Source organism: Marinobacter maroccanus (genome assembly GCF_002933275.1).
GTDB lineage: Bacteria > Pseudomonadota > Gammaproteobacteria > Pseudomonadales > Oleiphilaceae > Marinobacter > Marinobacter maroccanus.
The window spans coordinates 1-14751 of record NZ_PSSX01000011.1 but is presented as its reverse complement, the minus strand read 5'-3'; the positions used below and the strand labels follow the sequence as shown (position 1 = coordinate 14751).

Annotated in this window: 15 protein-coding genes; 7 read left to right on the top strand and 8 right to left on the bottom strand. The window is 57.3% G+C overall.

The window, feature by feature from the left end:
• Window positions 1-24: 24 nt before the first annotated feature.
• The 6 genes from KEHDKFFH_RS12735 to KEHDKFFH_RS12710 all read left to right on the top strand — a co-directional run bounded on the left by KEHDKFFH_RS12735 (window position 25) and on the right by KEHDKFFH_RS12710 (window position 6645).
• Window positions 25-1110: an extracellular solute-binding protein gene (locus tag KEHDKFFH_RS12735; protein WP_104322271.1), complete on the top strand. Its 1086-nt coding sequence runs from the start codon at window positions 25-27 to the stop codon at window positions 1108-1110.
• Between the two features lie 5 nt (window positions 1111-1115).
• Entirely contained in the window at window positions 1116-2210 is a 1095-nt protein-coding gene (locus KEHDKFFH_RS12730) for an ABC transporter ATP-binding protein (RefSeq protein WP_104322270.1), read from the top strand.
• Complete coding sequence (locus tag KEHDKFFH_RS12725; protein ID WP_104322269.1) at window positions 2207-3067, top strand: ABC transporter permease; 861 nt, start codon at window positions 2207-2209, stop codon at window positions 3065-3067. Before KEHDKFFH_RS12730 ends, KEHDKFFH_RS12725 begins: the two co-directional genes overlap by 4 nt.
• Before the next feature lie 16 nt (window positions 3068-3083).
• On the top strand, window positions 3084-3935 hold the full coding sequence (locus KEHDKFFH_RS12720; RefSeq protein ID WP_104322268.1) for an ABC transporter permease: 852 nt from the start codon (window positions 3084-3086) through the stop codon (window positions 3933-3935).
• A 63-nt stretch (window positions 3936-3998) separates the two neighbouring features.
• Window positions 3999-4307 (top strand): antibiotic biosynthesis monooxygenase family protein, encoded by a 309-nt coding sequence (locus KEHDKFFH_RS12715; protein WP_104322267.1) that lies wholly within the window; start codon window positions 3999-4001, stop codon window positions 4305-4307.
• Between the two features lie 76 nt (window positions 4308-4383).
• Complete coding sequence (locus tag KEHDKFFH_RS12710; protein WP_104322266.1) at window positions 4384-6645, top strand: sensor domain-containing diguanylate cyclase; 2262 nt, start codon at window positions 4384-4386, stop codon at window positions 6643-6645.
• A gap of 3 nt (window positions 6646-6648) precedes the next feature.
• Here KEHDKFFH_RS12710 and KEHDKFFH_RS12705 read toward each other — a convergent pair whose 3' ends face one another.
• The 5 genes from KEHDKFFH_RS12705 to KEHDKFFH_RS12685 all read right to left on the bottom strand — a co-directional run bounded on the left by KEHDKFFH_RS12705 (window position 6649) and on the right by KEHDKFFH_RS12685 (window position 10859).
• Complete coding sequence (locus KEHDKFFH_RS12705; protein WP_104322265.1) at window positions 6649-7089, bottom strand: universal stress protein; 441 nt, start codon at window positions 7087-7089, stop codon at window positions 6649-6651.
• A 38-nt stretch (window positions 7090-7127) separates the two neighbouring features.
• Window positions 7128-8411 carry a TRAP transporter large permease gene (locus KEHDKFFH_RS12700; RefSeq protein ID WP_104322264.1) on the bottom strand — a complete coding sequence of 428 codons (1284 nt, stop codon included), beginning with the start codon at window positions 8409-8411 and terminating at the stop codon, window positions 7128-7130.
• 36 nt (window positions 8412-8447) lie between these two features.
• The gene (locus tag KEHDKFFH_RS12695; RefSeq protein WP_104322263.1) at window positions 8448-9041 is read right to left on the bottom strand and encodes a TRAP transporter small permease; all 594 of its coding nucleotides are present in this window, start codon (window positions 9039-9041) and stop codon (window positions 8448-8450) included.
• Between the two features lie 108 nt (window positions 9042-9149).
• Entirely contained in the window at window positions 9150-10178 is a 1029-nt protein-coding gene (locus KEHDKFFH_RS12690; RefSeq protein WP_104322262.1) for a TRAP transporter substrate-binding protein, read from the bottom strand.
• A gap of 141 nt (window positions 10179-10319) precedes the next feature.
• Entirely contained in the window at window positions 10320-10859 is a 540-nt protein-coding gene (locus KEHDKFFH_RS12685) for a YqiA/YcfP family alpha/beta fold hydrolase (protein ID WP_104322362.1), read from the bottom strand.
• Window positions 10860-11022: 163 nt separating this feature from the next.
• On the opposite strand from KEHDKFFH_RS12685, the gene KEHDKFFH_RS12680 reads away from it, so the two are divergent.
• The gene (locus KEHDKFFH_RS12680; RefSeq protein ID WP_241956503.1) at window positions 11023-11550 is read left to right on the top strand and encodes a glutathione peroxidase; all 528 of its coding nucleotides are present in this window, start codon (window positions 11023-11025) and stop codon (window positions 11548-11550) included.
• On the opposite strand, the gene KEHDKFFH_RS12675 is transcribed toward KEHDKFFH_RS12680, so the two are convergent.
• From KEHDKFFH_RS12675 to KEHDKFFH_RS20310, 3 genes are all read right to left on the bottom strand, one after another.
• A complete protein-coding gene (locus tag KEHDKFFH_RS12675; RefSeq protein ID WP_104322260.1) occupies window positions 11547-12554 on the bottom strand; it encodes an LLM class flavin-dependent oxidoreductase in 1008 nt (335 codons plus the stop codon). The two genes, KEHDKFFH_RS12680 and KEHDKFFH_RS12675, sit on opposite strands and share 4 nt — an antisense overlap.
• Window positions 12555-12690: 136 nt before the next feature.
• Window positions 12691-14520, bottom strand: coding sequence for an NAD nucleotidase (gene nadN / locus KEHDKFFH_RS12670; protein ID WP_104322259.1), 1830 nt, complete (start codon window positions 14518-14520; stop codon window positions 12691-12693).
• 19 nt (window positions 14521-14539) lie between these two features.
• On the bottom strand, window positions 14540-14751 hold a 212-nt coding region (locus KEHDKFFH_RS20310; protein WP_206748227.1), incomplete at its 5' end, for a hypothetical protein.

Here is a 14751-nt window from a genome sequence, read left to right as displayed (position 1 = left end):
AATCGCCATCAGTAAGGACACGTTATGATCATTTCCTCTCGTTCGACACGGAACCGTGCTTTTTTGCTGTCTGCAGCCCTTGCCACCGCCGGTTTTTCCGGCAGCACCCTGGCTGAAGAGCTGCGCCTGATTACCTGGGGGGGCTACGCGCCGGATGATGTGGTCGCCCAGTTCGAGGAGGAGACCGGCATCGATGTGAAGGTGACCCTCTCCAACAATGAAGACATGATTTCCAAGCTCCGCGCCACGGGCGGGGCGGGGTTTGATCTGGCCCAGCCCAGCCAGGACCGCATTGTCGGCGTTCAGCGCCAGTTCAATATCTATAAACCCATCGATTTCAGCCGCGTAACCACGGACCAGTTACAGTCGTCCATGGTCAAGGCGACCCAGGATTCCACCGAACTGGATGGCAAGTACTATGGTGTGCCCTCGGTGTGGGGAACCAGTGGTCTGATCGTGCACAGCTCGGTGGCGGATATGGTGACCGATTACACCGACCTGTGTGATTCCGGTGTTAAGGGCCAGGTCAGCTACCGGCTCAAGCGACCGACCCTGATCGGTTTCGCCTTTGCCATGGGGATGGACCCGTTCGCCGCCTACGATGACCGGGACCAGTACGAGTCGATCATGGCGAAGGTCCAGGACAAGCTGATTGACTGCAAGAGCAACGTGAAAACCTACTGGACCGGTGGCGATCAGTTGCTGGCCCTGCTGCGTACCGGTGAAGTGAAAGCGGCCATGGCCTGGGATGCCGGCGGCTGGAAACTGAATGCCGAGAACCCGGACATCCGGTTTGTTGCCCCCGAATCCGGCGCCCTGGGCTGGATCGATACCTTTGCGATTCCCCGTCGCAGCGAAAACGAAGAAGCCGCCTACAAGTGGATCAATTTCGTGATGCAGCCGGAAATCGCCGCCCGTATTACCAATGCCTCGGGCAACTTTACCGCATCGAAAGGTGCCGATGAGTTTGTGAAGGCCGATCTTCGGGACGCCTACCGCGCAAGCTTCGACGAAGCCGCTATCAACAATATCAAATGGTATCCGCCGGTTCCCCCAGGGCTGGAAACCATGGAAGGTCAGGTGCTGGATCGCGTCCAGGCCGCGAACTGATCCCCATGGGAATGGATTCGGACCTGTTCTGTGAGAAACTGGTCCGCCGTTTTGGCAGCAATGCCGCGGTGGACCACGTGTCCCTGGACGTGCCTGCGGGCACGTTTTTCTCCATTCTTGGCCCCTCCGGTTGCGGCAAAACCACCCTGTTGCGACTCCTGGCCGGCTTCGACAAGCCCGATGAAGGTGATATCCACATCCGTGGCCAGCGCATGAACGATGTGCCACCGAACCGCCGACCGGTGAACATGGTGTTCCAGCATCTGGCCCTGTTCCCCACCATGACGGTCGGTGACAACATCGGCTATGGGCTGAAGCGCCGGAAAATGCCACTGGCAGAGCGGCGAAAGCGCATTGCCCGGGTCCTGGAGCAGGTCGGCCTGCCTGATCTTGAGTACCGCGACCCGCAGGAGCTTTCCGGTGGACAGCGACAGCGGGTCGCCCTGGCACGCTGCCTGGTACTGGAGCCCACGCTCCTGCTGCTGGACGAACCCCTAGGCGCCCTCGACCTGAAGCTCCGTGAGCAAATGAAGGTGGAGCTCAAACACCTCCAGAAACAGTTCGGAACCACCTTCGTATACATCACCCACGACCAGTCGGAAGCCATGGTGATGTCGGATCAGGTGGCCGTCATGCGGGACGGCCGATTTGATCAGGTGGCGCCACCGGAGGAGCTTTACCGGGAGCCGGTTACACCGTTTGTTGCCGGGTTTGTCGGCGATAACAATCGCCTGTCTGGAGAGTTGGTGTCCGTGCGGGATAATCTGGCAGAAATCCGCCTGGATGATGGTGTGCTGGTTCAGGGCAGGGTGGCATCGGACAACCTTCGTGCCGGCCATCGGGCCGAGCTGTATATCCGGCCTGAATCTCTGGTTCTCTCCGGAGATGCGCTCAGTTCCGGCTTTTCATCGATGCAGGCGAAAGTACGCACCACCCTGTTCGACGGAGCCAACAGCCGGGTCGAGGCAGAGAACTGTGGGCAACCGGTGTACGCCCGCTTGCCCCAGGATGGCTCGGCACCGAGGCTGTCTGCTGACAGTTCAATCCGGCTGGCCTGGAATCCGGCCCTGGCGAGGGTTTTTGGAGCCGACAGTCCGTGAAGTCGTCGGTCAGTCGATTATCCCTCTGGTTGCTGCTCACGCCGTTCCTGCTCTGGATCGTATTGCTGGTGTTGTTGCCTCATCTCCAGATGCTCCGGGTATCGTTCCAGGTCCGGGAGAGCTGGGACACCATTGCCTGGGGCATTGAGCAATACCAGAACTTCTTCACTGAGTCCTACTATTGGCGGACGTTTGTACGCACCGGGGTAATGTCGCTGTTCACCACCTTTCTGACGCTGATCATCGCCTTCCCCATTGCCTGGTACATTGCCCGTCTTGCCCGGGGGCGCTCCAAAGGCATTCTGTTTCTGGCCTGCCTGATTCCGTTCTGGGCCAGTGAGTTGGTACGTACTTACGGCTGGATGATTCTGCTGCGTGAAAGCGGCCTTTTCAGTTCCTGGCTACAGGCACTGGGCTGGGTGGATGGGCCGGTGGAAATGCTCTACAACGACGTCGCGGTCATCATCGGTCTGGTCTACAACGGCCTTCTGTTCATGGTGGTGCCACTGGTGACGACCCTCGATGGCATGGATGAGAATCTGGTGGAAGCCGGCTACGACCTGGGTGGCGGTCACGGCACCGTGTTGCGGGAAATCGTTGTGCCCTGGGCCATGCCCGGTATTGTGTCCGGTTGCATCGTCGTGTTCATGCTCACCCTTGGCAGCTATCTGACCCCGGTGCTCATGGGCGGAAAGGACAGTGCCTGGTTTACCGAACAGATCTTCACCCAGTTCATCACCCGCTTTAACTGGGAGCAGGGCGCAGCGCTCGGTGTTCTGCTGCTGGTACTGTCGTCGCTCATCGTCTGGCTCGGACTGAAAATCTCCGGCCAATCGTTGCGCAAGGTGATGGGGTGAAGGTGAGGGTGAAGCCATGATCCGTTCCGTACCCCGGTCCCGTCTGTTCGATAGTCTCTATCTGGCGTACCTGGTGGCATTTTTCGTTTACCTGGCCCTGCCCCTGCTGGTCACCGCCGTGTTTGCTTTCAACGACGCGCCTTTCCCGTCGCTGCCCTGGAAAGGCTTCACCCTGGACTGGTATTTTGCCGATGGCAGTGACGGCCGTACCGGACTCTTCCACGACGATGGGCTGCTTACGGCGCTCTGGGTCAGTGCCAAAATTGCTTTCTGGGTGACCCTGGTGAGCGTTGGCCTGGGGTGTGTCAACGCCGTGTTGTTTGAACGGATACAGTTCCGGGGCAAGGAGTTCCTGTACCTGCTCATGCTGCTGCCGTTGGTGATTCCCGGTGTCATTCTGGGGGTGTCCATACTGGTGTTTTACAGCGGCATGGCCAATGATATGTCGGCAGCCTGGGGCATCGAGCTGGATCTGTTCCGGCCCGGTATGACTCTGGTGGTGATGGGGCAGGTGACCTTCATCGCGACTCTGAGTACCCTGGTGATTGCGGCCCGCCTGCGCAAGTTTGATCCCCAGCTGGAAGAAGCCGCCCTGAATCTGGGCGCCACGCCCCTGGTGGCCTGGTTCACCGTGACCCTGCCCTGGCTTTTGCCGTCTATTTTCGGAGCGGCCGCCATGGCCTTCCTGATGTCATTTGAAAACTTCAATACCACCGTTATGCTGACAGGTAGCGATACACCGTTGACAGTGGCCCTGTTCAATCGCCTTCGGGAAGGGTCGACGCCCGTGCTCAATGCGGTGGCACTGTTGCTGATGGTGGGCTCTGCGCTATTGGCGCTGCTGGTGATGGGCCGCTCCTCACGTTAACGGTGTTCTCTGCAATCACGGGATAACGCGACCGGATTGGACCGGCAGCCGTCGGGAGGTTTCATGAAGTTTATTTTCGAAGTGCATATCCGGGAAGGTCACACCGCGGAGGAATACGCCGATGCCTGGGTAAGAGCGAGCGAAATTATCCAGCAGGCGCCCGGGGCCCGGGGCACTGAACTGCACCGCAAGATTGGCGACCCCAGCACCCTGATTGCGATTGCCTCCTGGGAGAGCAAGGAACAGCGGGATGCCATGGAGGGGCAGCACAACCCCGAGGTAGCAGCGATCATCCGCAGCGCAGCGCCTTTTGTGGATATCAAGCCCATTGGTGAGTTTGAAGACCCGGAATGGGTGGTGCCGCCGCAATAACATCAGCCCTCTGGATTTCGCCGGCAGTGGGCTATAATCAACCCTGATCGCCACAAAATGCAGGTTTGCCTTCCTGATGCCATCGATTAGCCTGCTACGCCTGATTATCGCGCTGCTCCTGGCCCTCCTGATGCCTGCCTTGGCTCATGGCGCATCGCAGCCGGTGACAGAGGGTTGGGAATACCGCTGGGGAGACTCTCCTTTCACCGAAGATGGTATTCCGGAGTGGGTGTTGCAGGATGCACCCGAAAAATGGAACAGCATTGGTTTCCCCTCCAATCCACCCGGTCGTGAAGGACGTGAAAACGTCTGGTTCCGGGTAACCCTGCCAACCGGCGAGTGGCAGGAGCCTGTCCTCTACATCTTCAGTGTCGATCTGATTGTTCAGGTCTGGCTCGAGGGTGAAAAAATCTACCAATATGGAGAGTTCAGCGCTCAGGGGCGGGGTCGGTTCGAAGGCTGGCCCTGGCATGAAATCGTGCTGCCCGAAAATTACGAAGGCAAGCCGGTGTACTTCCGGATCTTCTCCAACTACACGGATATCGGCCTGTGGGGTGAAGTCTCCATCATGGACCATCCGGATCTGGTGTTGTACATCCTCAAGAATTCCCTGGAAGCCCTGGTGATTGCAGGTTTCGCCACCCTGATTGCGCTCCTGGCGATCATTTTTTCGTTGCTGCAGACCGAAAAGAAAACCTTTGCCAGTATTTCACTGTTTACCCTCTCGTCGGCGCTGATGCTGGTTTCGGAAAGCCAGGCCAGTCTGCTGATTGCCTACCAGCCTTTGATGTGGGATTACCTGGCCGCCGGCTCTTATTACATGCTTCCGGTGGCCCTGGCACTGCTGCTCGAACAATGGCTGACCAATTATCGCCCCTGGGTAATCAACCTGATCTGGAAAGTCCATCTTGTATATCTGGTGGGTGCACTGCTCGGCGCTCTGGCGGGTGTGTTTGATCTCTCGTCGACTTTCCCGCCATTTGATGCCCTGTTTCTTGGTTCTCTGGTTATCATTTTTGCCGTGGTGCTGCGTCGTATTCGTCGTATGTTGCGGGAGCAACAGGTTCTGCTGCTGGCCTTCGGCTTTTTCTGCGCGCTGCTGATTGTGGATATGGCGGTGGCGCATGGCGTGCTTCCCTGGGGCCGGGTTCCGGTTAGCTGGGGAATGCTCCTTTTTTCTCTGGCCGTGGTGGTTATATCACTATGGCACTACGCGGGAACCCAGGAGGCTCTCAAGCGGCTGAACGTGTCACTGGAAGAAAAGGTGGCCGAACGTACCGCCAAGGCGGAAGCCCTGGCCCGGCGTGAGCAGGCGCGGGTCCGGATGCTGACCTTTGAAAACGAGAAGAACCGGATTCTGGGCGACGTGATTACCGAACTCCAGGATTGCCTGGGCCTGAAGCAGGCGTTCGGGCTGCTGGTCCGGGCGCTTCCGGATATCTGTAGCCCACTCAGAGGTGCCTTTTATCAGAGTGGCTCAGGCGAACGGTATGATCGGGTCGCTGTTTGGGGGTTCAGCCGCCCGGTGCCGTTGCCGGTGCTTCTTGACGCCCGCAAAGGACTCCCCGAACCCTCCAGGCTGCCGCAACTGAAACAGTGGCAGGGAGCTGAAGGGGGGGATAGAGAAGCTGAGAGTGCCACCCTTTGCTTCTGGGTGAATGTGGAGTCGGCCAGTGCGGGCAACGTAACCGAAGGCATTCTTCTGCTGGAGGGGGACGGCGTTTTCGGTAAGGCAGAGAGCGAGTATGGTTCGGCCCGCCTGCTTGCGGCGCTGGATCAGGCGATTCAGAGAATCAGTATTACCCTCTCCAGTATTGCCCTGAGGGAAGAGTTGCAGAAGTTTTCTTACGAGGATGCGCTCACCGGACTGAAAAACCGCCGCTACTTTGATCAGCTTTTCGAGCATGAAAGCGCTGTCGCACAGCGCAACGACCTGCCCCTATCCCTGTTGATTGTCGATATCGATCACTTCAAGCGGTTCAACGATACCCACGGCCACGAAGCCGGTGACAATGCCCTGAAGATAGTCGCTGGCATTCTCCAGAAGCAGTTCCGGGAGAGTGATATTGTTTGCCGGTATGGCGGTGAGGAGTTTGTGGTGGTCATGCCGGGGGCAACATCGGAAGCCGCCAGGGACAAAGCGAGCCAGCTATGTGAAGCTGTTCGGGAGGTGCCCATTATCCATCGGGAACGGGACCTTGGGGTGTTGACGGTTTCGGTGGGTGTTGCCAACTGGCCCGACAACGGCGAGAAACCGTTACAAATTCTCACCCTGGCCGACAAGGCGCTCTATCGCGCCAAGGAAGCCGGCCGGGATCGGGTCGAAATCTCTGGTTAGCGGTCACACCACCAGAACCGGGCATTTGGCGTGCGATGCCACTCGGTGTGAAACACTGCCCAGAAACAGGCCATCCTTGTCACTGTGCGTGCCCTTTGTGCCCACGACAATCAGGTCTGCGCCCTTGTCTTTGGCAAAATCGATGATAACTTTTGAGGGCCTGCCAGCCTTTACGAAGCCCCTGACGTGGGTCGCGCCGCGTTCCTTAGCCAGTTCCTTGGCATGATTGACCACCTCTTTGGCGTACTCCGACAGCACTTTGTCGGGAATGTCCATGTTTTCCGGGCGCCCTATCGACAGCGATGCCTCAAACAGGCTGTGATGCTTGTAGACACATAGCAGGTAGATCTCCGCATCAGTCAGTTCCTGTAGCTCAATAGCCTTGCTCAAGGCCTCAAAAGAGGTCATAGAGCCGTCTACTGCCACCAGAATCCGTTTGAACATGTTGCTCTCCTTTGTATTCACCCTCCAGGGTGGTCAGATCACCTGAAGGCCAGGTCGCGCAGGAACAACGCAATTTGCGGGAACGCAATCAGTAGCCCGGCAGCGCTTATCAGCATGATTACGAACGGCGGCGTGCCACGAATAACCTCCAGATAGGGGCGCTTGAATATCGCTATGGCGGTGAAAATATCACAGCCGAACGGTGGCGTTGCCGAGCCGATGGCTACCTGCAGGGTAATCAGCACACCGACCAGTACCGGGTCGATGCCAGAAGAAGCGATAGCCGGTGCAAAGATCGGCGTCAGCACCAGAATCACCACGATCGGGTCAACGAACATACAGGCAATAAAGAAGGCGACACAGATCGTAATCATCACGCCAACCGGCCCCATGTCACTGATTCCGACTGCGTCCAGGATGGCCTGGGGAATCTGGGCAAAGGAAATGATCCAGGAGAAGCCGGTACCCACGGCTACCAGAATGAACACGACTGCGGTGATCAGGCCGGTAGACTTGGCGATGCGGTAGATGTCTGCAAGCTTGAGGGATCGGAATACCACAAATTCCAGCAGGAAGGCGTAGAGCACGCAGACAGCCGCCGCCTCTGTCGGGCTGAAAATACCGCCGTAGATACCACCGACGATAATCACCGGGAAAAATAACGGCCACAAAGCCTCGCGCATGGCCACACCGCGTTGACGCCAGGTGGACTTCTCCTCGGTGGGGAGGTTATTGACGCGAGCGTAGATCAGGCAGTAGATCGAAAACATGACCAGAATCATCAGGCCCGGCCCGATACCGGCAATGAACAGCTCGGCAATGGACGTCTCGGAGATAACCCCGTAAATGATGAAACCGATACTCGGGGGTATCAGAAAGGCAATGTCACTGGAGTTGATAATCAGCGCAAGCGAGAATGGATCTGAATAGCCGGCTTTGAGCAATTTGGGTCGCAGGGGAGAGCCAACAGCTACTACAGTTGCCTGAGTAGAGCCGGACACGGCACCGAACAGGGTGCAGGAGGTGGCAGTACTGATCGCCAGGCCGCCTTTAACGTGGCCGATGAATGCCATGACCATGTTGATCAGTCGGTCAGCGGATTGACCACGGGTCATGATGTCCGCCGCCAGGATAAACATTGGAACCGCTATCAGTGAGGCGGGCCGGATACCACCCATCATCTGCTGGACGAATGTCCCCATCTGACTGAAGCCGTCAAACGTCATTACGAAGCCGATCACTGCACCGGTGATCAGCGGAACCATCATCGGGAAGCCCAGCAGCAGCAACCCGATCATGACCAACATCATTATAGTCGCCATGATTTCCTATCCTTCCTTAAACGTCAGCTGCGAGGTTCATACTTCCGATTCGGTATCCGCATAACCATCTACCACGCCGGTCGAGAGATACACATCCTTGCTGGTGAAGTTCTTGATCGCCGTAAGGAAATACTGGATGCCGGTAATAGCAAAACCTACCGGAGCCCAGATATAGATCCACCAGATCTCAAAGCCCAGCGCTGGCAGAATACGCCCCCGGCTATAGAGGGTTTCGATGTATCCATAGGAGTGATAGCAAAGGAAGAACATCACCACCGAAGTGAACAGGGCGATGCAAATCATCAGAACCTTGCGGCCTTTGACTGGCAACGCATCATAAATTGCGGACATTCGGATGTGCCGACCATGGCGGGCTGCATATCCGATACCGGCAAAGGTAATGAGGATAATCAGTATCCGATTAATTTCACCTGAAAAGAACAGGCCTTCGCCGAACACGAAGCGGGCAATGACGTTTACGCAGGTGTTAACAGCCATGAGAATGACGCCCATCGCCAGCATCACGGCTTCAACCTTGCTGATGAAAACGTCGATGGTTCCCAGAAATCCGGGCAGTCCTGACTCGTAGGTGCCGGTGTCGTCTTCAAGATCCGGGGAATTCTCGGACATGGGGTCTGCTCCAGAGCATGTCGCTCCCGGCCGGTAGGGAATCCCCGGCGGGGCGGGGTTAGCACAGCTTCCCGCCGGCCTGAGCCGGCGGGAGTGGTTCCTTCAGTGTCAGTCGTTCTGAACTTCTTTCAGGTCTTCCTTGAAGGTGTTCAGCAGCTCTTTGCCGCGCTCACCGGTCATTTCGATGAACTTCTTCTCAACCTGGGGCGCGCGCGCCTTGAAGGCTTCGATCTGTTCGTCGGTCAGACGGGTAACGGTAACCTCATCGCTGGCTTTCTTGATCTTGGCCAGTGCTTCATCGGCGAGACCGTCGATGTGAACGATGATTTCCTCAAAGGCGTAATCTGCTGCATCCTGAACAAGTTTTTTGTCAGCATCGGACAGGCCGTTGTAGAAATCCTGGTTGGCCATCATGGCGGTGGTGAACCAGCCATGGCTGGTGAAGACCAGGTTGGGAGACACTTCATACAGACCGCCGGACTCGATCCAGAAGATCGGGTTTTCCTGGCCCTGGATCATGTTGGTCTGCAGGGCACCGTAGACTTCACCCCAGGGCAGCGGGGTCGGAGTGGCGCCAAAGGCGGAATAGGTCTCGGAAAGAAGCGGGTTGGTCATAACCCGGATCTTCTTGTTTTTAAGGTCTTCCGGCTTGGTGACCGGCTCGTCCACCGTAACGACCATTTCCCCTTCCGGGTACATCTTCAGCAGCTCAAGACCTTTCTCGGAGTACAGCTTCGGGAACTCCTCGTTGATGGCGTCACTTTCCCGGAAGAATTCGATAACCGTGTCCATGTCGGTCGGCATCAGGTAAGGAATAAAGAAGATCTGGGCTTCGGGAATCAGGGAGCCGGTAAAGCCGGGAGACTGGTTTACGAAGTTCAGGATGCCCGCCTGGGTCTGTTCCATGATGTCATCGGACTCACCCAGCTCACCGAAGCGATAAACCTGCAGGGTGTGGTCGGAATTTTCCTCGATGTATTCCTTGAACTTGTATGCGAATACATCCTGGACGTCGCCTTCGTATTCCTCGTGCGCATAGCGCCAGTTAGCGGCGTTTACAGAGTTCGCCATGGTCATCGCAGCGAACGCGAACGCTGAAATTCCGGCCAGTTTTTTGAACTTGCTCATGCTGCTCATCGGGTTTTCTCCGTTCGTTTTTTTACCGAAATGTATTGTTACATTAATAAAGACTGGCAAAACAAAGTGGTTTTCGCAAGAAAATGGCCAAAACAATCGTTTCAGCGAAGGAGGTTTTGCCCGTTTCGCAAGTTCATGAAATCACGGTTGATTCATATCTGAAAGGCAGGTTTGGAGGAATTCGCGGAACTCACTGACAACCCGGTCGAGACTGTTTTCCAGTCGGTGGCCATCGGGAAGAACCAGAATCGGAAGGCCCTGATCCCGTGCCAGATCAAGCACCGGGGCGACCGGTACCACGTCGTCATCCCAGCCGTGAATGATCTGGCAGCGGCGGGCCTGGATAACGGGGCTGGACTGGGGATACCGGGCCATGGCCAGGGCTGGCGCCAGAATGAAACAGCCCAGAACCGGGGTTTCAGAACTGGTCTGGGCGCACACCCAGCCACCCATGCTGGAGCCGGCCAGAATGCTGTGTGCAGGATCGGCACCGCATTGGGCCATGGCCTCGCGCATTTGCGCCAAACGGGTAGCCGGATCCTTGCTGCTGCGGTGGTCGATCGCATGGGCTTTAATGTTGGCGAAGGTTTCGGCTTCGGTTTTCATGGCCCGGATTTTGGTGCTGCCAGGGCCGCTTTCCAGACCGTGGGAGAGAAAGACGTGGATCGGAGTATCCGTCATGATGAATCTGGCTCCTGTTCTGAACGCTGTTTCCCCTGGATGATGAGCAGCCGAAGCTTTTCTGTCCACTCCGCTGGCTGAGCCAAGAGTCTGGCCGGGGCGTATAAAATCCAGTAAACCGAACAAGGAAACCGGATCCATGAAAGACCTGAAACAGATTCTGATGATTCCGGCATTGGTTGCCGGCCTGATGGGTGCGCCTGTGGCGCTTGCAGACAGTTGCCCGGCGTTTCTTGATCATGAACTGCGCAAACTGCACTCCACGGATACCGTAAATCTCTGCGACCTGGCTGCCGGCAAGCCGATGCTGGTGGTCAACACAGCAAGCCGCTGCGGATACACTGGCCAGTTTGAAGGCCTTGAAGCCCTGCACAAGCAATACGCAAAAGATGGGTTGGTTGTGGTCGGTTTTGCCAGCGACGATTTCCGGCAGGAGGCAGATTCGGAAGCCGAAGCGGCGACCGTCTGTTTCAAGAATTTCGGGGTGACCTTCACCATGATTGCCCCGGGTGCGGTCACCGGACCCGAGGCAAACCCGGTGTTCCGGGCCATCAATGAACAGAGCCAGCCGCCGCGCTGGAATTTCACCAAGTACGTGATTGATCGATCTGGCACGGTGGTGGAATCATTCCCGAGCCGGGTCCGCCCTCAGGATCCCGAACTGATCGATGCGGTGGAATCTGTGCTTTAAGAGACTGCCTGCCCGGCCTTTCTGGTTTGTGCAAGGATGTCCAGTGCATGCCTGCGTTTCCCGGGATCGTAGATGTCCACGGTGAACATCAATTCATCAACCTCAATGCCGGACAGAATCTGCTCAAGCTGTCGCTGGATAGTCTCAGCATCCCCAAGCAGTTGGAGCCCGAGAAAGTCCTTCACGCTGGCTTTTTCGCCAGCGTTCCAGAGCCCGTCCATGGTGTCTACGGGCGGCTTCATCCAGAGCGGCTGGCCTCGGAACAGCGCGAGAATCCGCTGATAACTGGTTGTGGCCAGATGTTCGGCTTCCTGTACCGAGTCGGCGGGAACGGCTGGCAGGGCTAGCATGGCATAGGGTTTTTCGAGCCGTTCCGAAGGCTGAAAATTGTCGCGGTAGACTCTCAGGGCTTCCCGATAAAGCCGGGGTGCAAAATGCCCGGCAAAGGCATAGGGCAGACCTCGCATGGCCGCAAGCTGGGCGCTGTAAAGGCTTGAACCCAGCAGCCAGAGTGGCACGTTGGTGCCGGCACCGGGTATGGCTTTCACGGGCTGACCTGGCTGCAGGGGGCCGAGCAGTGACTGCAGCCGGGCGACATCCTCCGGAAACTGTTCCGCGCCCAGACCGTCGCGCCGCAAGGCCCGCGCGGTTACCGGGTCCGCACCGGGAGCCCGGCCCAGCCCCAGATCAATCCGTCCGGGATACAGGCTCTCCAGGGTTCCGAACTGCTCGGCGATGACCAGTGGCGGATGGTTCGGGAGCATGACACCGCCGGAACCGACACGGATGGCTTCTGTTTTTCCCGCAATATGCCCGATCAGGACTGACGTGGCCGAGCTGCTGATACCTTCCATGTTATGGTGCTCGGCCAGCCAGAATCGCTTGAAACCAAGCTTTTCAGCCCGTTGGGCATAGGCCACGCTGTTGGCAAGCGTAGTTCCTACCGAGTCGCCTTCGCGGACGGAGGCCAGTTCGAGTAAAGAGTAATCAGGACAGTCAGGCATGGAGCTCCCGTTGGAGAATTGATTTCACGAGAGTGCAACGATGGCGCCGGATGGCGGGTGTTTCAAGATTAGCGGGTAAATGAGGAAAAGAAAATCCGGCACTGACGGCCGGATTTTCTTTGTGATCGGGTAACGATCAGTTTGCAGGAGCAATGTAGGACTGGGTTGAGTATTCCCCCATCGCTGGCTTGCTCAGGGTGCCCTGCTCGAGAACGTAATCCACGAACGACTGGGCGTAGTCGAGGAAGGTGTCAACTGCGCGACCGTCGTCAGAAACCGTTCCGAAGGTGATGTAGCCATCGCGGCCCCCAGCGGTAAAGCTGTTGGTCACAACGTTCAGGGTTTCAGTGTCATCCAGCGGGCGCCACTGGGTTTCGTCCCGGGATTTTACCTCAATATTGAACAGACGCTCACCACTTGCACGGGTCATATCTACGTCCCACCGCAGGCCGGCCGCATAGGGATATGCGCCTGTCGAACCGTCCTGGTCATGGGCGAAATCGACCGCCTCGTTGAGTACCTGTCGGATTTCCTCACCCGTCATGGTCAGGTCGACCAGGGTATTGGCGAAGGGAAGGAGCGTGTAGGCGTCGCCAATCGTGATGTTTCCGGCGGCAATATCGGTGCGCACTCCACCTGCGTTCTGGATTGAAACGTCCGCATTCTTGCTGAGGAAAAGGAATGCCTGCGCCACCAGGTTGGCAATGTCGCCACCGCGATCATCTGTGGTGCCTTCACAGCTGGGCAGGTTGCTTCGGCCCTGGCCCGGGATGCGTTCGAGACACAAGTCTTCGGTAGCCGTGCCGACCACCTGGTTGCGGAAGGTGTCCAGTTGGTTTGTGTAATAGGCCAGTATCTGTGAAGCCGTGGCATCCGGCTCGACGATACTCAGCTGAGGGTCCGCCGCAACGGCGTCAAGGATGGCCTGGGCCTCGGTTCCCTCCGGCGTGTATTCGTCGCCGTTGGCATCTTCGCGAACGATGGTGTCACCCAGCAGCAGGTGGGGCGTACCGGAGCAGGACGCAACGGTGCCATCTGCGTTCCAGGTCACGCTCAACTCGCCCACCACTCGCGAATATTGCCAGGCCTGGGCGACACAGACTCTGTCGCCATCGGCGTTGGTGCGCTCGGTCGGGTAGGGGCCACCGGCAGTCAGGCCATAATCGGCGAAATCACCCAGCAGGGTATGCGAATCGCCGCCAATGATGACATCGACGCCGGTCAGGTTCTCTGCCAGAGCCAGATCATTGCTGTACTGGTAATGAGTCAGGAGAATGATCTTGTTGACGCCAGCAGCCTCCAGTTCATCAATCATGGCCTGGGCGGTTTCGGTTTCGTCCAGAAATTCAGTGGTGTCGGCAGGGCTGGAGCTGTTGCGGGTTTTGTTGGCAATGTCGATGCCAATGATACCAACCTGTTCACCGCCCATCTCTTTGATCGTGTAGGGCTGGATGTAATCTCCCTCAGCAAACGGAGCCAGCGGTGTACCGACCTGGGGCTTTACGTTGGCCGCCAGAACAGGTGTGTTACAGCTGCCACTGTCCAGCAGGTCCAGGAACTTTTTGAGTCCTTCGTCGCCACGGTCGAATTCGTGATTGCCCAGGGCGAAGGCATCGAAACATACCTGGTTCATCAGTTCAGCATCGGCCTCGCCCTCGAACGAAGTAAAGTACAGGGTGCCGGTGATGGCGTCCCCGGCATGCAGCTTGAGAACGTTGTCCAGTTCGGCTTCGCGTTCCGCAATTTTGGCAGAAACCCTCGGGAAGCCGCCGGCGGTAAACTCTGTCTCCTGGCCGGCAATGGTCAGGGCCTGTGATCCTTCTTCCACGTTGGAGTGATGGTCATTGATATGAAGGATGTTCATGGTGAAGGCGGCGCTTTCCGAACCGCTGGAATTGTCGTTATCACTGTTGCACCCGACGAGTGCGAAAACCGGGATGGCCAGCCAGGCCGTTTTACGGAACATGTCCTTACTCCTTTTTGAATTATCCCATCAAGCATCCCTGACGTTGGTTGCAGCCCCGTGATGATTTTGTTTCGAAAAAAAGAAACGCCCGCCAGCTGGCGGGCGTTCCAGATTGCTGACAAACCCTCGCCATTAAGGCGGGGGTTTGTTGTAATTGGGGCATCGACTTTTCAGAGGCTGCCCCATGCTCAAAGAGCCGTCCCCGCAACAACACGAACTCGAGATGGTCAG